Genomic DNA, 20,084 nt, shown 5'->3' on the forward strand with positions numbered 1-20,084 from the left:
CATGGAAAAATGACAAGAACCGGGACAAATTCAAGGGGGTCGTTCCCCGTACCGATCCACCAAGCATAGGAAGGTCCACATGTCCTCCGAACGCCGCCAGTACCGCCGGATCCCCATGGGGGCCACCGTGGGCTTCCAGGAGATCTCCTTCGCCAGGGAGCCCGAGCCCGCCACCAGCGTGTACGGGGACATCTCCGGGGGGGGGCTCCTGCTCAACTCGCCCCGGGCCCTCCCGCTGGACACCCTCCTGAGGCTCGAACTCCGCGTCCCGGGGTGGGGGAAGCACCAGAACCACTTCGGGCCCGTGCAGGATTTCGACCTGCGCCCCCTCGTGGCGGTGGGGCAGGTGGTCCGGGTGGAACGCCTCGAGTCCGGCGAGTACGAACTTGGGGTAAAATTCGTGAATGTCTATCCCGATGACCAGGCTGCCCTTCTAAAATTCATCGAGGCATCCGCGCCGGCGGAAGAGAAGTAGGATACTGACCCCAAAAGGAGCTCCCCTTGAAGATCCTAATCGTGGACGACTCTTCGACGATGCGCCGCATCATCATCAACACCCTTTCCCGCATCGGCTACACCGACGTGGTGGAGGGCGAGCACGGGAAGGCCGGGCTGGACAAGCTCTCCCAGGGCGGGGTCGAGATGATCATCACCGACTGGAACATGCCGGAGATGGACGGCCTGGAGTTCGTCCAGACGGTCCGGGCCCAGAACCCCTCCATCCCCATCCTCATGGTCACCACGAACGCCGCCAAGGAGGACATCGTCCAGGCCCTCCAGGCCGGCGTGAACAACTACGTGGTCAAGCCCTTCACGCCCGAGACGCTCAAGGAAAAGATCGAGTCGCTGCTCGGCTAGACCCCCCACGCTTCCGTTCCAAGGGGAGGGCTCCATGGACCAATCCGAAATCGACGCTCTGATGAAGAACGCGCCGGCGGCCAAGGCCAAGCCGGCGGTTGCCGCGCCGCCCGCCCAGCCCCAGCCGGTCACGGACGACAAGGGCCACGTGATCTCCGAACTGGACGCCGTCACGGCGGTCACCGAGCGGGAGACCAACAAGGTCATGGACCAGCTGGACGTCATCAGCGGGCTGGTCGGCAAGCAGCAGAACCTGGTCACGGGCCTGCTCGCGCACCCCGCGGCCCAGGACCCGGCGGTCCAGAAGGCCATCAACGAGGTCATGGCCTCGGGCAAGGACATCCAGGACAAGGTCTACGAGGCCATGGACCTGATGCAGTTCCAGGACATCACCCGGCAGAAGCTGGAGCGCATCGTCCACCACCTCCGCCAGATCCACGACTACATCGTGGACCTCCTCGGGACGGGCCTGAAGAGCGAGGGCGAGCGCGCTTCCATCAGCCGCACCATCGCCACCACGGGCACCACCCCCGACGAGCGCAAGGAACACGCCGACTCCGTCGTGGAGGAATTCCGGCGGCTCCAGAGCAAGGATTGATCCATGGCCACAGCTGACGTCCAGGCCAGGCAGGCCCACGATATCGTTCCTTCCGGTCAGCTGGTGACCTTCACCCTGGACGGGGTGGAGTTCGGCCTGGACATCGACCGGGTCCAGGAGATCACCCCCCGCACGGACATCACCCCCGTGCCCGGGTCGCCCAGCTTCGTCCTGGGCGTGGTGAACCTCCGGGGCATGATCATCCCCGTGCTGGACAGCCGCCTGCGCTTCCACCTCCCCCCCAAGGCCCCCACCGACAAGACCCGCATCATCATCCTCGGGCTGGCGGGCCAGCCCACCGGCCTCATGGTGGATTCGGTGGCCGAGGTGGTGAAACTGGACGACTTCACCCTCCGCGACACCCCCCCCCTCGTGGCCGGCGTCCGGAGCGAGTACCTGGCGGGCATGGTCACGGCCGGCGACCGCCTCATCACCCTCATCAACCTCGACAAGATCCTGGATTCCGCCGAGTTCGGCCTGCGCGAAAGCCTGGGCGAGGCCACCGCGGCGGGCTCCTCCTTCATGTCCCTCGAGGGGGCCGTGGAGCAGGTCGAGGACGAGCTGCCCTACGTCACCTTCACCCTCGGCCGGGAGTCCTTCGGCATCGACCTCAAGCTGGTGGAGGAGATCATCGAGATCCCGTCCATCACCAAGGTGCCCGACGCGCCCCCCTACGTGCTGGGCGTCATCTGCCTCCGGGACCAGGTCCTGCCCCTGCTCGACTTCATCCAGCTCCTCCAGGTCGAGCCCGGCGAGAAGGACGGCTCCGGCGACATGGTGATCCTCCTCAGCTTCGGCACCGCCAAGCTGGGCATCGTCGTGGACGGCATCCAGGAGATCATCCGGATCCGCGAGGACGACATCCTCCCGCCCCCCCAGACCCTCTCCGAGCGCGAGAGCAAGGACCTGGAAGGCGTCGTGCTGCGCAGCGACCGCATGGTCAGCCTCCTGAAGGTCCTCGACATCATCACCGGCGAGGACCAGGCCAAGATCGCGGCCATGAGCACCAGCCTCATCAGGGAGAAGGAGGAGGAGGCCGCGGACGCCCACGAGCTCCCGATGGTCGTCTTCCGCCTGGGCCCCGAGGCCTACTCCCTGCGCCTCCACGAGGTGCGCGAGATCATCATGGTCGGCAACATCACGCCGGTGCCCCGCGCCCCCTCCTTCATCGAGGGCGTGCTGAACCTGCGCGGCGAGGTGATGCCCGTCATCGACCTCCGCGAGCGCTTCGGGCTCGACCGGCAGAAGCCGACGAACCTCTCCCGCATCGTGATCACGCCCATCGGCGGGGTCTCCACCGGCCTGATCGTGGATTCCGTGGACGAGGTGAAGTCCGTCGACAACCGGCGCCTCGAGGAGCCCCCCAGGGTCACCGCCGTGGGCGCCAACGCCTTCATCGAGAAGGTGGCCCGTACGGAGGAGGGCGTTGTCTTCCTCCTGAACGTCCAGCGCCTCCTCACGGACGTGGAGGGCCAGCAGCTCCAGGCCTTCCAGGGCAAGAAAAAGGGCTGAACCATGAGCGATTTCTCCCTGGACGATCCCAGCTTCTACGAAGACTTCCTCGTGGAGGCAGGGGAGCATTTCGAGCTCATCGAGCAGAACTTCCTCACCCTCGAGGAGGCCCCCGGCGACCTGGAGATCCTGAACGCCATCTTCCGGAGCGTGCACACCATCAAGGGCGCCTCGGGCTTCCTGGGCCTGGCCAAGGTCCAGTCCCTGGCCCACGTCGGCGAGAACGTGCTGGACGACCTGCGCAAGGGGCGCATGTCCGTGAGCCCCGAGGTCATGGAGGTGCTCTTCGAGACGGTGGACACCCTCAAGGTCCTCGTCAGCGACGTGGCGGTCACCCTCCGCAAGCAGGGCGCCCCCGCCGATCCGGACACCACGGCCCTCATCGCGCGCCTCGAGGCCCTCAAGGGCGGCGGCAAGGCCCCCGCGGCCGCGGCGGCAGCCCCCGCTCCGGTGGCCCCGGCCCCCAAGGCGGCGGCCCTGGCGATTCCCGAGCCCCTCCGGGACATGGACCGCGAGGCCGTCGAGGCCGCGGAGGAGGCCCTCGGCCAGGGCGTGCCCGTCATGGCCCTCCGGGTCCATCTGCTGCCCGAGCTCCTGGGCACGCCGTTCAACCCCCTGTCCATGATCTCCATGGTCGACCTGGTCGGCCGTTTGGTGCATTCGTCCAAGCTGATGAAGCCCATGGACCTGGATCTCTTCGATCCCGCGGACCTGCCCTTCGACCTCCTCCTCCTGCTCAGCCCCTCCGAGGCCCCGGACGCCGTGCGCCGCCTCTTCGACAGCGTGAAGAACGTGCGCATCGAGTACTTCGACCTCACCCTGGGCAGCCCCGCGGCCCCCGCCGCGGCCGCGCCGGAAGAGCCTGTCGCCGAGGCCGCGGCCGGTCCCGCCGCGGACACCGCGACCCGCCGCGCCCAGGACAAGACGGGCTCCGACACCATCCGCGTCAGCCAGGCCAAGCTGGACGGCTTCATGAACACGGTGGCCGAGCTGATCATCAGCAAGACCATGATCAGCCACATCGTCGAGCGCTTCGAGGCCGAGGCGCTCACGGGCAACGCCGATGGCCTCGTGAAGGAGCTGCGCCGGGCCTCCGTCTACCTGGACCAGGTGTCCAAGGAGATCCAGGCCTCCGTCCTGGGCATCCGCATGGTGCCCGTGAAGACCATCTTCACCAAGTTCCCCCGCATGCTGCGCGACCTGGCCAAGGCGAGCGGCAAGAAGATCGACTTGCAGATGGTGGGCGAGGACACCGAGATCGACAAGAGCCTCATCGAGGAGCTGAGCGATCCCCTCATCCACCTCATCCGCAACAGCGCCGACCACGGCATCGAGATGCCCGACGTGCGCGTCGCGGGCGGCAAGTCCGAGACCGGCACGGTCGTCCTGAGGGCCCGCCACGAGGGCGACTCGGTCCTCGTGGAGATCGAGGACGACGGCAAGGGGATCAATCCCCAGGTCATCCGCTCCAAGGCCGTCGAGAAGGGCATCCTCACCGCCGAGAAGGCCGAGTCCATCACCGACGACGAGGCCATCAACCTCATCTTCCTGCCCGGCTTCTCCACCGCCAAGCAGGTCACCGACATCAGCGGCCGCGGCGTGGGCATGGACGTGGTCAAGTCCAACGTCCGCCGCCTCAACGGGAGCGTCTCGGTGACGAGCTCCGTCGGCCGGGGGTCCATCTTCACCATCAAGCTGCCCCTGACGCTGGCCATCATCGACGCCCTGCTCATGCGCGCCGGCGGCCAGGTCTTCGCCCTGCCCGGGACCGCCGTGGAGGAGACCCTCCTCGTGCCCCGGGAGAGCCTCAGCCACCTCACCCGCCGGAAGGCCATCAACCTCCGGGGCGAGGTCCTGGGCGTCACCCGGCTGCGGGACCTCCTGCACTTCCGGGACATCGAGGCCGAGGCCTACGAGGGCGACGAGCTGCCGGTGGTCGTCGTCTCCACGGGCGGGCGCCGCATGGGCGTCATCGTGGACGCCTTCCTGCGCCGGCAGGAAATGGTGATCAAGCCCCTGGCGCCCTACCTCGCCAGCCTGCCGGGCATCTCCGGCGCCAGCATCATGGGCGACGGCGGCGTGGTCCTCATCCTGGATCCGGCTGAACTCCTCATGCTCGCCGTGCAGGAGGGCCTGTGAGCCTGATTCCGGCCACGGGGGCCCCCGGGGGGGCCGCCAGCGACGCCGGCGCCGACCGGCAGTACCTGAGCTTCAGGTTGGCCGGCCACGTGTACGGCGTGCCCCTGGCCCAGGTCGCCGAGATCACCCCCAACCGCGAACTGAACGTCATCCCCCACATGCCCCGGGGCGTGGAAGGCCTCCTGGACCTCCGCGGCCAGGTCATCCCCGTCATCAACCTCCGGGTCCGCCTGGGCCTGGAACGCCAGGACGCCGACCAGAGCCGGAACATCGTCGTCCTGGACATGGGCGCGGCCAGCAACGTGGGCCTCCTCGTGGACAACGTGGAATCCGTCGTCCAGACCGCCGTCGAGGAGCTCGTCGCCGCCAGCCCCCTCCTCGCGGGCCCCGAAGGGGCCTACGTGCAGGGCTTCGTGCTCACGGACAAGGGCATCATCGGCCTCCTCGACCCCCGCCAGATCACCACCATCCACGGCGCCCGCGCCCACGGGCTGAGCTTCCACGCGGGCCACGACGTGGAACAGGCCCTGGACGACAGCCTCCAGCAGCTGATCGCGTCCGCCCCGCCCCGCACGGAGCACGAGGCGGCCCGGATCATCCCCCAGATGGAGCAGGCCATCGCCCACACCGAACGGGAGATGGAGAAGGTCCTGGAGCGGGTGGAGGGCATGCTGACCGGCACCGACCGCGCCTTCCAGGCCCTGGTCCGCCTCAAGCAGGAGGCCGGCCTCGGGCACATGAAGGGGCTGGAGAAGGACCTGGCCGAGCTGGAGGGCCTGGGCTCCCGGCTCCAGGACGAGGTGTTCGGCCTGATCCAGCGGCTGCAGTACCAGGACATCGCCCGGCAGAAGCTGGAGCGGGTGCTGAACCACATCCGCGGCCTCCAGGTGGTGGTTGGCTCCAAGTTCAGGGACGCCGGCAAGCTGGCCTGAAGCGGCGATCCTTGCGATGATGGAAGGGTATCGCCGGAGCATGCCGTGGAAAGCCCCCTTGTCGAGATCCGCCACCTGAAGCAGCACGTGGGCCAGACCGTGGCCGTCCGGGGCTGGGTGCGTAACGCCCGGACGAGCAAGACCCGCTTCATCGACCTGCGCGACGGCTCCGGCTTCGTCCAGTGCGTGGTGGGCGCCGCCGAGGCCGAGCCCGAGGCCTACGAATTGGCCGGCAAGCTGACCCAGGAGGCCGCCGTCCGCGTCGTCGGCGTCGTCCAGCAGCATCCGCGCACCGGGGCGCCCGAGCTCCTCGTGAAGGGCCTCGAGCTGATCGGCGGCAGCGCCGACTACCCCATCACCCCCAAGGAGCACGGCACCGCCTTCCTCATGGAGAACCGGCACCTGTGGCTGCGCAGCAAGCGGCAGTGGGCCATCCTCCGCGTGCGCCACACCATCGCCAAGGCCATCCGGGACTTCTTCGACGGGGACGGCTTCACCCTCCTGGACGCCCCCATCCTCACCCCCAGCGCCTGCGAGGGCACCTCCACCCTCTTCGGCACGCCCTACTTCGACGAGGGCATGGCCTACCTGAGCCAGTCCGGCCAGCTCTACCAGGAGCCCGGCATCGCGGCCTTCGGGAAGGTCTACTGCTTCGGACCCACCTTCCGGGCCGAGAAGAGCAAGACCCGGCGCCACCTCACCGAGTTCTGGATGGTCGAGCCCGAGATGGCCTTCGCCCACCTCGAGGACGTGATGGTCCTGGGCGAGCGGCTCGTGAAGTTCATCGTCCAGCGCGTGCTGGAGGGCCGCCGCGAGGAGCTCGAGATCCTCGAGCGCGACCTGGCCCCCCTGGAGAGCGTCCTGAACGTCGAGTTCGGCCGCATGACCTACACCGAGGCCGTGGCCAGGCTCAAGGAGCTGGGCAGCGACATCAACTGGGGCGAGGACTTCGGCAACGACGACGAGACCATCCTCATGAACGCCTACGACCGGCCCCTCTGGGTGCACCGCTTCCCCAAGGCCTTCAAGGCCTTCTACATGGAGCCGGACCCCGAGGATCCCAAGCTGGCCCTGGGCGCCGACCTCCTGGCCCCCGAGGGCTACGGCGAAGTCATCGGCGGCGGCGAGCGCGCCTCCAGCCTCCAGTACCTCCTGGACCAGATCGTCCACGAGGGCCTGGACCGGGCCGACTACGAGTGGTACCTGGACATCCGCAAGTACGGCAGCGTCCCCCACGCCGGGTTCGGCCTGGGCCTGGAGCGGGCCGTGGCCTGGATCTGCAAGCTGCCCCACGTGCGCGAGACGGCCCCCTACCCCCGCATGCTGGGCACCCTCCGGCCCTAGGGTGGGTTGATCGAATCACCGGAACCACCTTGTTCCAAGCCTTCGTGCTGGCAAGGGTGAGTAAAAATCCCGTACACCGAGTGCGCCGAGACGCTGAGTCACGCGGAGTCGGCTTCGCGGTTCAGCACGCCGACCCATACCGCCCAGGCCCTGGCCCGCTGGCGCGGGCCGCGATGCTGCGCATCGCTCGGCTGGGGGCTCCGGGCCTTCCGCATGCACGCCTGTGGGTGCCCTGCGCCCCCAGCCTTGGGCGGGCCTGGGCTCAGCCCCGAGGCCTTGGTCACCCGCACGATCTCGGCCTTGCGCTCCGCCGCGAGGGTGGCACCCGGCCTCCAGGAACCGGCCTCGCCACCGCCGGACGGTGATGTAACCCACCTGGAGCTGGTCGGCGGTGGGCCGAACCTCAAGCCCAGGCCCGTCCAAGGCTGGGCTCAGCCCCGAGGCCTTGGTCACCCGCACGATCTCGGCCTTGCGCTCCGCCGCGAGGGTGGCACCCGGCCTCCAGGAACCGGCCCCGCCACCGCCGGACGGTGATGTAACCCACCTGGAGCTGGTCGGCGGTGGGCCGAACCTCAAGCCCAGGCCCGTCCAAGGCTGGGCTCAGCCCCGAGGCCTTGGTCATCCGCACGATCTCGGCCTTGCGCTCCGCCGCGAGGATGGCGCCCGGCCTCCAGGAGCCGGTCCCGCCACCGCCGGACGGTGTTGTAACCCACCTGGAGCTGGTCGGCGGTGGGCCGAACCTCAAGCCCAGGCCCGTCCAAGGCTGGGGGCGCAGGGCACCCACAGGCGTGCATGCGGAAGGCCCGGAGCCCCCAGCCGAGCGATGCGCAGCATCGCGGCCCGCGCCAGCGGGCCAGGGCCTGGGCGGTATGGGTCGGCTTGCTGAACCGCGAAGCCGACTCCGCGTGACTCGGCGTCTCCGCGCACTCGGTGTACGGGTTTTTTACTTACCCTCGCCAGCGCGAAGGATCGGAACAAGGTGGTTCCGGTGATTCGACCTACCTGAAGGAGGAGGGCGGCCCAATAGGCGTCCGTGTTCCGGGCGTGCGTCCGGGACACGGACCTACCGGCACCCTTCGCGGGAGCGCCGCCTACCTGGCGAGGAGCTCCTTCACGAGGTGGGGGGCGTCGTAGACCTTGCCCAGGGCCTCCAGGATGGAACGGACGTCCACGGACACGCTGCGGTTCACCCGCTCGTCATAGAAGTAGCTGCCCGGCAGGCCGTCGATGTTGCCATCGAAGAGGAGGCCCACCAGTTCGCCCTTGCGGTTCACCACGGGGCTGCCGGAGTTGCCGCCCACCGTGTCCACCGCGTGGGCGAAGTTGAAGGGGGTCTTCAGGTCCACCTGGCTCATCCGGTCCAGCCAGCGCTGGGGGAGCTTCCAGTCGGTGTTGGCCTTGCCGGCGTTGCCCCCCCAGCCCCAGTGGCGGTCGTAGAGGCCGGCGAAGGTCGTGAAGGGCTGGATCAGGGTGCCATTGGCGGGGTAGGCGGAAACCGTGCCGTAGCTCACCCGCAGGGTACCCGTGGCGTCCGGGGAGAGGGTCTTGCCGTAGACGGCGAAGCGGGCCTTGGCGATCCGGGCGGCGTGCTCATCGATCACCGCCTTGAGGGCATCCTGCTTCAGGCGCAGGGCCAGGAGCATGGGCTCGAGCTTGCGGGCCAGGATGATCATGGGATCGGGGCTGGCGGCGACCGCCTTCTGGCCGCCCTCCACCAGGGCCTTGCGGGTCGCTGGATTCCCCAGCTGGGTGGTCTCCACCAGCTCCTTGGCCAGCTCGGCGGGCTTGCGGCCGCCCAGCATGGCCTTCACGTAGGGATGCGAGGCGCCCAGGGCCTGGACCAGATCCTCCAGGCCGCAGGTGAAGAGATGGATCTCCAGGTCCTTGCCGGGGGTCATCCCCATCATGCCCGCGGCCGGGCCCGAGAGGCGGGCGCGCAGGGTCTTGAGGCTGTTCTCGCCCCGGTACTCGGTGAGCCGCTTGGCTTCGGGAAGGGCCAACTGATCGCCGAGGCGGACGATGGCCAGGGCCTGGCCCAGGGTGGTGGACCGGGCGGCGCCGAGGTGGGCGGCGGGCTTGCGCAGGGCCTCCTGGTCCTTGAGCGCCTTCTCGATGCGGGCCCAACTGCCGCCGGTGCTGGCCTGCAGCCGGGGGTCCTGGGCGACCGCGGCCCGCAGGGCCTGCTCGGCGGCCTCGATCCGCTTCATGGCGGCGGCGTCCTGGAGGCCCTTCAGGGCCCCCTCCCGGTTCTTGAGGCCGTTGGTCACGCCCAGGATCAGGGTCTGGACCTGGCGGGCCTGCTCGGGGCCGCGCTGTCCGAAGGCCTCCAGGAGCGCCACGGTGCGCCGGGCGTTCTTCAGGTAATCGGGGATTCCGGCCGTGCGGTCGTAGGTCATCTGGGCCAGGGTGTACTGGCGGTAGGTGCGGCCGGGGTGGCCCACCACGAAGGTGAGATCGCCGGCCTGGAGGCCCTCGGTGCTCCACGTCAGGTGGTGGGGCGGGTTGTAGGGCTTGCCGTCCTCGTACACCCGCACCAGGCTGAAGTCCAGGTCGTGGCGGGGGTAGGTGAAGTTGTCCCAGTCGCCGCCGAAGGCCGCGAGGGCGATCTCGGGGGCCGCCACCAGCCGCACGTCCTTGAACAGCTTGTAGCCGTACATCCAGGTCTCGCCGCCCTGGTAGAGGTTCACGGTCTCGAAGGTGAGTCCTTGCTTCTTCTCGAGCTGGGATTTGAGGGCGTCCAGGGCCTTGGCCCGGGCTTCGGCGGCCTGCTTTTCCGTCATGCCCGGCTTCACGGCCTGGGCCACCCGCTCCGTGACGTTCTCCATGGCCATGAGGGTCCGGTAGGTCAGGCCGGGCATCTTGATCTCCTGGCTCCGGTCCATGGCCACGAAGCCGTCCTTGATCATGTCCCGGTCCTTGCTGGAAAGGCGGGCGATGGAACCGCGGGTGCAGTGATGGTTGGTGAGGACGAGCCCCTCGGCGCTCACGAAGGAGCCAGAACAGCCGCCCAGGCTGAGGGAGGACAGGCGCACGTGGTCGATCCAGGCCTGGCCCGGTTCGAACTGGTACTTCTCCTTGAGCTGCTTCAGGGGCAGGTTGTCGAACGTCCACATGCCCTCCTCGGCGCGGCCGGGCAGGGCCAGCGCGAGGGCCAGCAGGGACAGGAGGGGGGTGCGCAGGCGCATGGGTTCTCCGCAGGGAATACCTCGTATTGTGTTAGCAATTCCCTGGATTGGCCACCGCTTCGGTGGGGGGCCGGGTCCAGGGCGGCGGTCCCATGAAAGGCTCCGTGGCGCCGGGAGGGGGAGGGCGCCACCCTGGCCTGGAGCACCGGAGGCCCATGGACTACCTCTTCTACCTGCGCGAGGGCCCCGGGGCGGCCCCGGGCCCGGAAACGGGCCTGGAGGTGGAGGTCTGGCGCCCCACCCTGCTCCGGCCCCTCCGGGCCGGACTGCCCCTGCTGCCCTTCGCCGCCTGGAGCGCCTTCCATTTCGCCCGGGTCTTCGCCACCCGGGACTACCGGGTCCTCCTCCTGGCCGGGCCCGAGGGGCCCGTGCACCGCACCTGTCTCCTCCCCGCCCATTTCCGCTTCCCCTTCATGGTTCCCGGGGACCTCCAGGCCGCCGCCCTGTGGACCCGGGGGGACCTGCGGGGTCGGGGCATCGCCCTGGCCGGGCTGAGGGCGGCCCTGGCCACCGTGGGGGAGCATCGGGTCTGGTACATGGTCCGGGAGGACAACCTGCCGTCCATCAGGCTGGCGGAAAAGGCCGGGTTCGCCTTCCACGCCCGGGGCGGCCGGAGGCGGGGCGCCCTGGCGGGGCTTCTGGATCGCTTCGAGCTCCAGGCCTGAGGGGGCCTCCCGGGGGCCGTCTCAGAGCTGCATCACCACGCCGGGGAGGCCCTGGAGGGCGGCCCGGAGGGGGGCCTCGGCGTCGGCGTGGGGCAGGGTGACCCAGAAGGTGTAGCTGGTGTAGGCGCCTTTGGCGGCGGTGCCGTGGGCGCGGTCGGCCTCGGGCTGGGGGCCCAGGTGGGTCTGGATGAGGGCGGCCATGGCCGCCGGATCCATGTCGGCGCCGCGGCCGATGATCTTGAAGGGAACCCGCTGGGGGAAGGTCTGCTCGGGGCGGGGGCAGGTCGTCATGCCGTCATTATGTCATGGCTTGGAATTTGCAATTTCACGGGCCAGATGGTCGGAAAACAAGGCAGAATGGTTGGAAATCCTCCCTGCCTCCCCGGGAAAAGCCATGGACTGGATCCTCTGGATCGCCAGCAAGCACATTCTGGTCGTGCACGTGCCCATCGCCGCGGCGATCCTGGTGCCCCTGCCGATTCTGGCCGCGCAGCGCGGCGGGCGCGGCATCCGGCCCTGGTGGACCACCTGCCGCTACCTGACGGGCGCTGGCTTGCTTGGTGCTCTGCTCGCCCTCGGCACGGGGTACGCCAAGGCGCGCTCCGGCGGCATCCTCGCCCCCGGCGCCTGGTTCGCCCCGGCGGACCCCGGGATCGGGTACCTCTTCCGCCTCCATGAGGCCGGTGGCGTGCTGGCCCTGGTCCTGGGCGCCGTCTGCCTCCGGGCCCTCTACCGCAAGCGCCAGGAGCACCAGGGCATCGGGGTTCCCGCCCTCCTGCTCGGCCTGCTCTGGTGCGCCGTGGCCCTCGTCAGCGCCTGGACCGGGTCCGTCCTCGCCGGGAAGCGGCCGCCCCACCGGTTCCTTCTGGCGCCGCCGGTCCTGAAGGCCGAGCCCAAGCCGGAGCCCCCCGCGCCGGCCCCCGCCCCGGCGCCCCGTCCCGCGGAGCCGGAAGCCCAGGCGCCCCTGCGGGTGCTCGACTACCTGAGCCTGAAGGCCCAGCACCCCGAACCCGTGAAATCCCCCGCCCACGGCAACCGCTGGATCCGGGTCTGGGTGGACGCCGCCGGGGAGAAGGCCTACCAGGAGGGGACCCCCCTGCCGCCGGGTGCGATCGTCGTGCTGACCACCCAGGAGGACCGCTGGGGCCGCCCCGGGCCCGACGCCGGCCCCTTCTACGCCCTGGAGGGCGCCGCCGACGGCCGGACCCGCTTCACCTTCTACTGGCCCCAGGTGCCGGAGGCCCGCCGCGCCGAGCTGCAGGGCGAGGCCCGCGCCTACTGGCGGGACGGCGACCCCCGGCTGCAGGCCTGCAACGCCTGCCACGCCCAGGGCCTGGCGCCCCGCAAGGACCGGAGCCGCTTCGGCGTGCCCCGCAAGCCACGCCCCGAGGGCGCCGCCGTCCAGGCCCCCGCGGTCCGGTAGTCACTCCCCCGCGCGGAAGGTCACCCAGGGTTGGGTGGGTCGGCTGGGGAGGGTGTCGCCCAGCCAATCGAACTGGGGATGCTCGGCCAGGAAGCGGGGGGCGTCGAAGGGCCGTCCGCACGCGGCGCCGAAGCGCCCCGCGAAGCTCATGCGCAGGGCCAGGGCCGTGTCCACGACCTTGGCGTCCGTGGTGCCGGAGGGTTCGAAGGGCACGTCGCCGGGGGTCTCGGCTTCCAGCTCGAAGTGGGCGCAGAGGGTCCTGCCGCCGGGCCGTTCCGCGTTCCGGGCCACGTCCCGGTGATCCGCCTCGAAGGCCTTGGCGGCCTCCAGATCGATGCGGCCCCGGTGGGCGGCCAGGAGCTCCCGCCAGCGGACGCGGCGGGCCACCTTCGACGTGGTGATGTCCGTGTCCCGGGTCGTGGTCTCCAGCCGGAGGATGCGCGGGTCCTCGGCGATGTTGGACCCGGAGAACCAGCCGTCCGTCTTGGTCTCGAAGCCCACGTAGCGGAGCCCGAGCTCGAGCCGGGCGATGACCTTGCGCCTCACGTCGCCCAGGAGCCACGCGTTGGCGTAGCCCCCGTTGTTCCCCGCGCGCATGAGGGCGCACCAGGCCTCGATGCCGTCGGCGCGCTGGGTGGCGGTCCGCATGCGGGAGAATTCGGGGGCGCCCCCGGGGGCGTAGGGCTGGAAGTCGCCGATCGTCGTTTCGGTGCCCACGAGGCCGGCGTCCGTCACGAAGAAGTCGGTGCCGCTGTGGATCCAGCCCGGGACGCCCTGCATGAGGATCCGGTGCCCGCGGTCGGGCTGGAGGTCGATGACGACGTTGGTGAGCGGCTCCTGGTAGCTGCTCATGTTGTTGTGGCCCATGACGACGCCGCCGTCCTTCGTCCAGGACCCCACGGCGATGAAGGCGCTGCAGGATTCCCGCACCTTGTGCGGGGCCACGGGCTCGTTGCGGATCCGGGCCAGCTCCACGGGCCACCAGTAGCCGCTGAGCTCGGTGGATCCGTTGTAGCAGACCAGCTCGTCGCGGGTCGTGGCGACGCCGGCGGCCCGCAGGCCCTCCGCCATGCCCTCCAGCTCCTCCAGGAGTTCGGGGTCGACCCCCGGGACGAAGAAGCCCTGGGCCTTCTCCAGGAGCGAGGCCCAGGTGGTCCCCGTCTGGAACGTCCAGGAAAGGCGGATGGCCTTCAGGCCGCGGTCGATCTCCCTGGCCAGGAGCCACCCGTGCTGGAGGCCCCGCGCCCGCGCGGAGCCTTCCAGGTGCAGGAAGATCCAGCCGGCCTTCTCCTTGCGGTAGCCCTTTCGGACGAGGGCCTCCTGCTCGGGGCTGAGGCCGGCGAAGGCCGGCAGGACCGCCAGGAGGAGGGCGAGACCGCGAGGACGCATGGCAGCTCCGGGGGACGGGGGTGGTGAGCAGGATACCACCGCCCCCCGGGGCCGCCGCGCCTCAGCGGGTCTCCTTGTAGCGCGCGAGGTTCTTCCGGATGAGGGCGAGGTTCGCCGGCGTGGCGTGGGTGTCCTTGAGGGCCGCGGCCAGGGCCTCCTCCCCGATGCGGGCGGCCTCCTGCCGGTCGCCGCCGTTGAAGTAGAGCTCGGCCTTCATGGCGGTGAACATGAAGTTGGCCTGGCCGCGCTGCTCGGCCTCGGCCACCAGGGTCCGGCCGAAGGCGTAGGCCTCCGGGGACAGGTCGGTCTGGACGGCCATCGCGGCGATCATCATCCAGTAGGCGCCGGGCTCGTGGCCGGACTCCTCCAGGATCTCGCGGGAGACCTTCCGGCCCAGCTCCAGGTCGGCGTGGTAGAGGGCGACGAGGCGCTGGTACGTGAGGGGGTGCTTGAGGGCGGGGCGCTTCTCCACGGCCGCGTCGATCACGCGGATGGCCCGCGGATAGTCCTTGGCGGCCATGGCCTCCTCGATGGGGCGGGTGATCTCGAGCTCCGTCTCGCGCCGGGTGCGGGCCGCGGCCAGGTCATAGGTGCCGGCGAGGGTCTCCTTGAGGACGCCCTCGAGGGCGGAGGGGTGGCCGATCCACGCGACCCGGCCCTCCCGGTCCACCAGGAAGCTGCAGGGGATGCCGGCCTCGGAGGCGGCCTTCATCCAGGCGTCGGCGATGCGCCCGTCGGGACCGTCCGCGGCCACGCGGTAGCCCATCTTCGGGCCCTGGGCCTTCACGAACCTGGCGACCTTGGGGAGGGCGTCGGCGGTGCCGCCCTTGGCGTTCTCCCAGATGTCGATGCCGATGACGTCCACCTTGCCCTTGTAGGCGCGGGCGAGCTCGGTGAGGTGGGGGATGTTCTCCCGGCAGGGGCCGCACCAGGTCGCCCAGAACTCCACCACGTAGAGGTGGCCCTTCTCGAAGGCCCGGACGGGGTTCCCCTTCAGCCACCGCGCGGAAGCGATGGAGGGGGCGGGGTCGCCCAGCCGCAGGTACGAGGGGGGGGTCGCGGCCGAGAGGAGGGCGCCGGCCAGGGCGATGCCGAATGCAAGCTTCATGAGCTGCTCCTAGGGAAGTGGACGTCGGGCCCGGGCGCCCCGGCCTGGGGTCCGGGGGGGGCGACAGGGTCAGGATCGGGTGCGCGCCCGGGGGTGACCAGTCAATTGTGGAAAGGGTTGCGGCCGGTTTTAACGGAGGGGGCGGGTGCGTGCGGATCCGCTCCGGCCGCAGGTTCTGGCGGAACGGGAAGCCGTCATCGCCGGAAGGAGGAGGCGTCCCCGGAGCGGGCCTGGCCGGGGAGTTCGAGCACCGCCGAGAAGCCCGTCCCGTCCTCCGCGGCCTCGAAGCGGAGGCCCCAGCCCTCGTGGAGGGCCATGCGCCGCAGCAGGGCCAGGCCCATGCCGTGCCCGGGGGCGGAGGGCCCGGAGTCCGCGCCGGCTTCGGGGAGGGCCGAGAGGCGCGCCGGGGGGATGCCCGGGCCCGCGTCCCGCACCTCCACCTCCACCAGGCGCCGGCGGCGCCGGACGCGCACGGAGACGGCCCCGCGTCCGTGGACGAGGGCGTTCTCCAGGAGGGTGTTCAGGGCCGCCTCCAGGGCGCGGCGGGGCGCGCGGAAGGCGATGGGCTCGGCCTCCAGGGCCAGGGTCCGGCCCTCCTCCGCGAAGATGGGCACCATGGGCTCAAGCAAACGAGCAAAGGTGCCCGCGTCCACCGGATCCGCGGGGGGCGGTTCCGATTTCGGCTTCACGCCCTCGAGGCCCGCCTCGATGACCTTCACGAGGGTGTCCACCTCGTCGCCGATCCGGGCGACCTGGCCGTCCTGGATGTCCCGGGGCAGGTTGGCGTTGCGGATGGTGTCGCAGCGCAGCTTGAGGATGGTGAGGGGGGTCTTGAGGCTGTGGGCGAGGAAGGCGAGCTTGTCGGCGCGGAGGCGGTCCCGCCGCGCGGCCAGGAGCTGGGCCAGGCAGCCCAGGCCCAGGAGTCCCACGAAGCCGGCGTAGCCGGCCCAGGCCTGGCTGCGCCAGGCCCGGATCGCGCGGACGGCGCGGTGGGCCTGGGCGTCGGTCCCCCACAGGCCCACGACCCAGGGCTCGCCGAAGGCGAGGCTCAGGTCCGGGAAGACGATGGAGAAGGTGGGCCGAGTCGCCCGGTCGGACAGCGCGTCGCCGGACAGGGGCCGCCCCTGGGCGTTCATGCGCCCCGCGGCGGGGTCCCGGTCGTACCGGGTGAGGGCGAACCGGGCAGGGGACCCCACGCCGCTGAACCGCTCGAGGAAGCGCTCCGCCGTCCGGGAGGAGGGGGCCCACACCTTGAACTCCCACCAGGGGCCGACGGCGAGGGCGAGGGTGGCCTCCTGGAGGGCCCGGGGGTTGTCCGCCACGGCGGGAATCCAGGTGGACCGCCCCGCGGCCTGGGCCTGGCCGGCCCACTGCGCCAGGCGCGCGGCGGAGGCCGCCTCCGCCGGGACGGGGGGGCGCAGCCGGAGGCCGTCCCGGAGCCAGACCGCGCCGGTGGCGGGGTCCACCAGGGCGGCCAGGAGGGGGTCGTCCTCCAGGCGGGACCGCAGCGGGGCCTCGTCACCGGACCGGAAGGCCGGGATGGGCCGCGCCTGGGTCCAGTCCTGGACCACCGCCTTGCCGGTCTCGTGGGCCTGCTCTTCCCAGGCCCGGAGCATCCCGTTCACCCGGTGGGTGACGTAGAAGCGGGGCAGGAAGGCGGCCAGGAGGGAGACGAGGCCCCAGAGGCCCAGGAGGGCCGGACCGGAAAGGGCCTTGGCCGGCATCCGCAGCCGGCGCACCCGCCAGGGGAACCGGCGGATGCGGGGGCTGCAGACCCGGGTGGACGGCATGGGGGGCATTCTACCGCGCTAGAACTTGAGGCCGGTGATGAGCTGGACCATGCGCGGGAACATGTTGCCCTGGCCCAGGCCGTAGGTGCGGGAGGGGTTGAACTGGTTGGAGGGCGTGGTCCCGTCCACGGGCGGCGGCGGATAGAGCTGGCCCACCTGGCCCTGGTAGACGACGGTGCCGCTCGTGTCCCGGGTCATGGGGCGCACCCGGTTGAACACGTTGATGATGTTGACGCGGACGTAGAAGCGGACCTTGCCGGCGAGGGCCTGGTCGTAGCCGGTCTGGAGGTCCATGGTCCAGACCTCGGGCTGGCGCACCACGCCCAGCTCCGGGAAGTAGCGCGTGTAGGCGGAGGCGTAGCCCTGGTCCATCAGGCTGGCGGGGACGTTCGCCATGGCGCTGCGGAAGGCGACGGCCGCGCCGGACTTGTAGGTGCCCACGAGGCCCACGTTCAGGGTGCCGGAACCGAAGGTGTGACGGTAGCTGGCGTCCGCGTTGACCATCAGGGGGACGTCGAGGCCCGGGGCGGGGCCCATGGGGTTCAGCTGGCCGCTCGGGATGTTCCCGGCGCCGAAGTCGTTGGCCTGGGAGGCGGCGCCGCCGAGGTTCACGCCGGCGTTCTCGAAGGTGCGGCTCCAGGTGGCGTTCCCGCCGACGGTGAAGGCGTCGCCGATGCGCTGCCGGTAGGTCATCTCGAGGCCGTAGTAGTCCTGGCGGGCGTTGGGATCGTTCTTGATGACGATGCGGGCCTTGCCGGGGGCCATGCCGTTGCCGATCCAGAAGTCGTCCAGGAACTGGTCGTTCCAGCGGCGGATCAGGGTCGCGGAGAAGGAGCGGGTCGTGCCGGTCCAGGTGTAGCCGAGGGTGACTTCCCGGGTCCGGGGGGCCTTGATGTCCGGATCCACGAAGATGTTCCGGTCGGTCAGGGGGTCGGAGACGTAGTTGGGATGATCGATGCCGGTCTGGCCCTGGCGGTTGCCCCAGGCGTTCCAGTTGATGGAGCCGTCGGCCAGGAGGGCGTCGGCGCCGGTCCCCTGGCGGGCGCCGCCCGTGCCCACGTAGACGTACTGGCGGGTGATGGGGGAGGAGGTGACCGTGGCGGAGGCCAGGTTGCCCTGGTTGATCATGCCGGAGTACTCGGCGAAGCCCACGGAGACGACGTGCTTCTTGTCGCCGGTGACGTCGTAGCTGGCGCTGAGGCGGGGCGTGACCGCCTTGAAGTCGTAGCTGATGCCCTCGGGGCTGGTGGAGGCCTTGTACTGGTCGAAGCGGAAGCCCAGGTTGAAGGACCAGTGGGCGTTCAGGGCCCAGGCGTCGTTGATGTAGAGGCTGTTGACCTTGGAGTCGGCCTCCCCGTGGGTCGGGAAGTAGTGCTGCAGCACCGTGTCCTGGGCGCTCAGGGGCGTGAGGATGCGGTTCGCGAGGTCGTAGGTCGTGGCGCCGTCGGCGTACCCACGGAACTCGATGGAGTAGTTGGAGGGCGTCGGCGAGGCGGCGCCGGTGCGGTTGTAGTGGTAGAACTGGAAGCCGCCTTCCACGTTGTGGGTGCCGTTCGCCTCCACGACCCAGACGAGGTTGGCCGCGCCGGTGCGGGTGTGGCTCTCGGCCTTGTCGTCGGAGCCGTAGCCGTTGTCGAGGACGTCGCTGGACTCCAGCTCCTTCCAGGTGACGACGTTCTTGCCCCCGGTGGGGCCCGTGCCGGGGCCGCCGCTGCTGGAGAAGGCGTCGTTGTACTTCACGTCCAGGGCCAGGGACGGCGAGAGCTGGGCCACGTAGCCCAGGGACCAGTAGCCCTTCCTGCTCTTGGTGAGGCCGCTGAGGGCGGCGACGGTGGCGGAGTTGCCGCTGGAGATGCCGTTCTCGTCCCGGCTGTTGGCCTCGTTGAGCTCGGCGGTGAGGCGCTGGGCGCCGTTGATCTGCCAGTCGACCTTCGCGTCCAGGAGGTAGGCGTCGCGGACGACGGTGTAGGGCACCTTGGGGCCGATGGAGTTGGTGGTCTGGGAGACCATCCGCGTCTCGGGGCTGTTGGTCTGGTAGGCCAGCGCGAAGAAGAGGCGGTCCTTGATGATGGGGCCGAGGAGGGTGTAGCTCTGGGTGATGCTGTGCTTGTCCTGGACGGGGGGCCAGGTGATGGGGAAGTGGTACAGGTTGGAATAGAAGTAGGCCACCTCCGGCATGCGGTACATGGAGTTCCACTTGTCGTTGGTGATCTCGAACCGGCTGGTCCCCGACCAGGTGTTCGTGCCGCTCTTGGTGGTGACGTTGAGGACGCCGCCCGTGAAGCGGCCGTACTTGGCCGAGATGCCGCTGGTGAGGATCTGGACCTGGTCGATGAAGTCGTTGTTCAGCGAGACGGCCTTGCCGCCGTAGTTGGCGTCGGAGGCCGAGACGCCGTCCACGACGTAGGCGTTGTGCTGGCTGTCGGTGCCGTGGATGGTGTCCATCACCGAGCCGGGGGCCCGGAACGTGGTCGCGTCGAGGCGGTTGGTGCCCATGTAGTAGATGGGCAGCTCCTCGATGCGGTCCATGGTCATCACGAGGCCCGTGCGGGCGATGGTGGTGTCGATGGCCTCCATGCCGGCCTGGTCAGTCACCTCGACCACGACGCCGAGGGCGCCGAGCTTGACGTCCATGCGGTTGGTCTGGTTCGCGACGACGACGAGGGTCGAGTCGAAGCCCGAGGTGCCCGGGGCGGAGACCTTGATCTGCACCCGGCCCGGCAGCAGCTGGCGGAAGCTGAACTCGCCCTGGGCGTTGGTCTTCTGCTCCTGGGCGCCGCGCGTGGTGACGGCCTGGACCCGGGCGCCGGCGATGAGCTTGCCGTCGGGGCCCTTGACGGTGCCGGTGATGTTCCCCACCGGGTTGCTCTGGCTCCAGAGGATGCCGGAGGAGGCTACGATCAGGGCGCAGAGGCGCCGGGAGTTCCAGATGGATGGACGCACGGCCATTGGCGGATTCTCCAGAAAGGGGTATGGGACGTGGGTGGGACGTCCTTGATCCTTGACCCCCGGCGGCCTCCCGTCCAGTAAAGCCGGACAAAGGGAACGCCCCATTTTAACAGCCTCGTGATGCGTGGATAAACAAAGCGGGTTCATTAATTGCGATCAAAATTGAAGGGGGTCCGCGCGCGGGAAGCCGTG

Annotated in this window: 15 protein-coding genes; 9 read left to right on the forward strand and 6 right to left on the reverse strand. The window is 70.1% G+C overall.

Going from position 1 to position 20,084, the window contains the following annotated elements:
- Positions 1 to 79: 79 nt before the first annotated feature.
- Genes R2J75_RS00425 through asnS form a run of 7 tightly spaced genes read left to right on the forward strand, consistent with a single transcriptional unit; the run spans position 80 to position 7,383 of the window.
- Positions 80 to 475, forward strand: coding sequence for a PilZ domain-containing protein (locus R2J75_RS00425; RefSeq protein WP_243335150.1), 396 nt, complete (start codon positions 80 to 82; stop codon positions 473 to 475).
- Positions 476 to 501: 26 nt separating this feature from the next.
- Positions 502 to 858, forward strand: coding sequence for a response regulator (locus R2J75_RS00430; RefSeq protein WP_243335147.1), 357 nt, complete (start codon positions 502 to 504; stop codon positions 856 to 858).
- A gap of 34 nt (positions 859 to 892) precedes the next feature.
- Positions 893 to 1,456 (forward strand): hypothetical protein, encoded by a 564-nt coding sequence (locus R2J75_RS00435; RefSeq protein ID WP_243335145.1) that lies wholly within the window; start codon positions 893 to 895, stop codon positions 1,454 to 1,456.
- 3 nt (positions 1,457 to 1,459) lie between these two features.
- Positions 1,460 to 2,968, forward strand: coding sequence for a chemotaxis protein CheW (locus R2J75_RS00440; RefSeq protein ID WP_243335143.1), 1,509 nt, complete (start codon positions 1,460 to 1,462; stop codon positions 2,966 to 2,968).
- A 3-nt stretch (positions 2,969 to 2,971) separates the two neighbouring features.
- Positions 2,972 to 5,107 (forward strand): chemotaxis protein CheA, encoded by a 2,136-nt coding sequence (locus R2J75_RS00445; protein WP_316410871.1) that lies wholly within the window; start codon positions 2,972 to 2,974, stop codon positions 5,105 to 5,107.
- A complete protein-coding gene (locus R2J75_RS00450) occupies positions 5,104 to 6,039 on the forward strand; it encodes a chemotaxis protein CheW (RefSeq protein ID WP_316410872.1) in 936 nt (311 codons plus the stop codon). The genes R2J75_RS00445 and R2J75_RS00450 overlap by 4 nt, the downstream gene beginning before the upstream one ends.
- Positions 6,040 to 6,084: 45 nt before the next feature.
- On the forward strand, positions 6,085 to 7,383 hold the full coding sequence (gene asnS / locus R2J75_RS00455; RefSeq protein WP_243335136.1) for an asparagine--tRNA ligase: 1,299 nt from the start codon (positions 6,085 to 6,087) through the stop codon (positions 7,381 to 7,383).
- Positions 7,384 to 8,474: 1,091 nt separating this feature from the next.
- On the opposite strand, the gene R2J75_RS00460 is transcribed toward asnS, so the two are convergent.
- Positions 8,475 to 10,568: a S46 family peptidase gene (locus R2J75_RS00460; protein WP_316410873.1), complete on the reverse strand. Its 2,094-nt coding sequence runs from the start codon at positions 10,566 to 10,568 to the stop codon at positions 8,475 to 8,477.
- Positions 10,569 to 10,723: 155 nt separating this feature from the next.
- Here R2J75_RS00460 and R2J75_RS00465 point away from each other — a divergent pair, with 155 nt between their 5' ends.
- Positions 10,724 to 11,233 carry a GNAT family N-acetyltransferase gene (locus R2J75_RS00465; RefSeq protein ID WP_243335133.1) on the forward strand — a complete coding sequence of 170 codons (510 nt, stop codon included), beginning with the start codon at positions 10,724 to 10,726 and terminating at the stop codon, positions 11,231 to 11,233.
- Positions 11,234 to 11,254: 21 nt separating this feature from the next.
- Here the strand turns inward: R2J75_RS00465 and R2J75_RS00470 are convergent, their stop codons facing one another.
- Positions 11,255 to 11,524 (reverse strand): DUF493 family protein, encoded by a 270-nt coding sequence (locus R2J75_RS00470; RefSeq protein ID WP_243335131.1) that lies wholly within the window; start codon positions 11,522 to 11,524, stop codon positions 11,255 to 11,257.
- Positions 11,525 to 11,627: 103 nt separating this feature from the next.
- On the opposite strand from R2J75_RS00470, the gene R2J75_RS00475 reads away from it, so the two are divergent.
- Positions 11,628 to 12,656 carry a hypothetical protein gene (locus R2J75_RS00475; protein ID WP_243335129.1) on the forward strand — a complete coding sequence of 343 codons (1,029 nt, stop codon included), beginning with the start codon at positions 11,628 to 11,630 and terminating at the stop codon, positions 12,654 to 12,656.
- Here R2J75_RS00475 and R2J75_RS00480 read toward each other — a convergent pair whose 3' ends face one another.
- From R2J75_RS00480 to R2J75_RS00495, 4 genes are all read right to left on the reverse strand, one after another.
- The gene (locus R2J75_RS00480) at positions 12,657 to 14,045 is read right to left on the reverse strand and encodes a phospholipase B family protein (RefSeq protein WP_243347404.1); all 1,389 of its coding nucleotides are present in this window, start codon (positions 14,043 to 14,045) and stop codon (positions 12,657 to 12,659) included.
- A 61-nt stretch (positions 14,046 to 14,106) separates the two neighbouring features.
- Positions 14,107 to 15,153, reverse strand: a complete 1,047-nt coding sequence (locus R2J75_RS00485) for a TlpA disulfide reductase family protein (RefSeq protein WP_243335124.1) — start codon at positions 15,151 to 15,153, stop codon at positions 14,107 to 14,109.
- Between the two features lie 194 nt (positions 15,154 to 15,347).
- Entirely contained in the window at positions 15,348 to 16,943 is a 1,596-nt protein-coding gene (locus R2J75_RS00490; protein ID WP_243335122.1) for a sensor histidine kinase, read from the reverse strand.
- An 18-nt stretch (positions 16,944 to 16,961) separates the two neighbouring features.
- Positions 16,962 to 19,886: a TonB-dependent receptor gene (locus tag R2J75_RS00495; protein WP_243335120.1), complete on the reverse strand. Its 2,925-nt coding sequence runs from the start codon at positions 19,884 to 19,886 to the stop codon at positions 16,962 to 16,964.
- Positions 19,887 to 20,084 lie beyond the last annotated feature (198 nt).

The organism is Mesoterricola sediminis, from assembly GCF_030295425.1.
GTDB classification, from domain to species: Bacteria; Acidobacteriota; Holophagae; order Holophagales; family Holophagaceae; genus Mesoterricola; species Mesoterricola sediminis.

Coding starts and splice junctions, on each gene's coding strand:
- R2J75_RS00425 (WP_243335150.1), top strand. CDS start 80: ATGTCCTCCGAACGCCGCCAGTACCGCCGGATCCCCATGGGGGCCACC.
- R2J75_RS00435 (WP_243335145.1), top strand. CDS start 893: ATGGACCAATCCGAAATCGACGCTCTGATGAAGAACGCGCCGGCGGCC.
- R2J75_RS00440 (WP_243335143.1), top strand. CDS start 1,460: ATGGCCACAGCTGACGTCCAGGCCAGGCAGGCCCACGATATCGTTCCT.
- R2J75_RS00445 (WP_316410871.1), top strand. CDS start 2,972: ATGAGCGATTTCTCCCTGGACGATCCCAGCTTCTACGAAGACTTCCTC.
- R2J75_RS00460 (WP_316410873.1), bottom strand. CDS start 10,568: ATGCGCCTGCGCACCCCCCTCCTGTCCCTGCTGGCCCTCGCGCTGGCC.
- R2J75_RS00465 (WP_243335133.1), top strand. CDS start 10,724: ATGGACTACCTCTTCTACCTGCGCGAGGGCCCCGGGGCGGCCCCGGGC.
- R2J75_RS00470 (WP_243335131.1), bottom strand. CDS start 11,524: ATGACGACCTGCCCCCGCCCCGAGCAGACCTTCCCCCAGCGGGTTCCC.
- R2J75_RS00475 (WP_243335129.1), top strand. CDS start 11,628: ATGGACTGGATCCTCTGGATCGCCAGCAAGCACATTCTGGTCGTGCAC.
- R2J75_RS00480 (WP_243347404.1), bottom strand. CDS start 14,045: ATGCGTCCTCGCGGTCTCGCCCTCCTCCTGGCGGTCCTGCCGGCCTTC.
- R2J75_RS00485 (WP_243335124.1), bottom strand. CDS start 15,153: ATGAAGCTTGCATTCGGCATCGCCCTGGCCGGCGCCCTCCTCTCGGCC.
- R2J75_RS00490 (WP_243335122.1), bottom strand. CDS start 16,943: ATGCCGTCCACCCGGGTCTGCAGCCCCCGCATCCGCCGGTTCCCCTGG.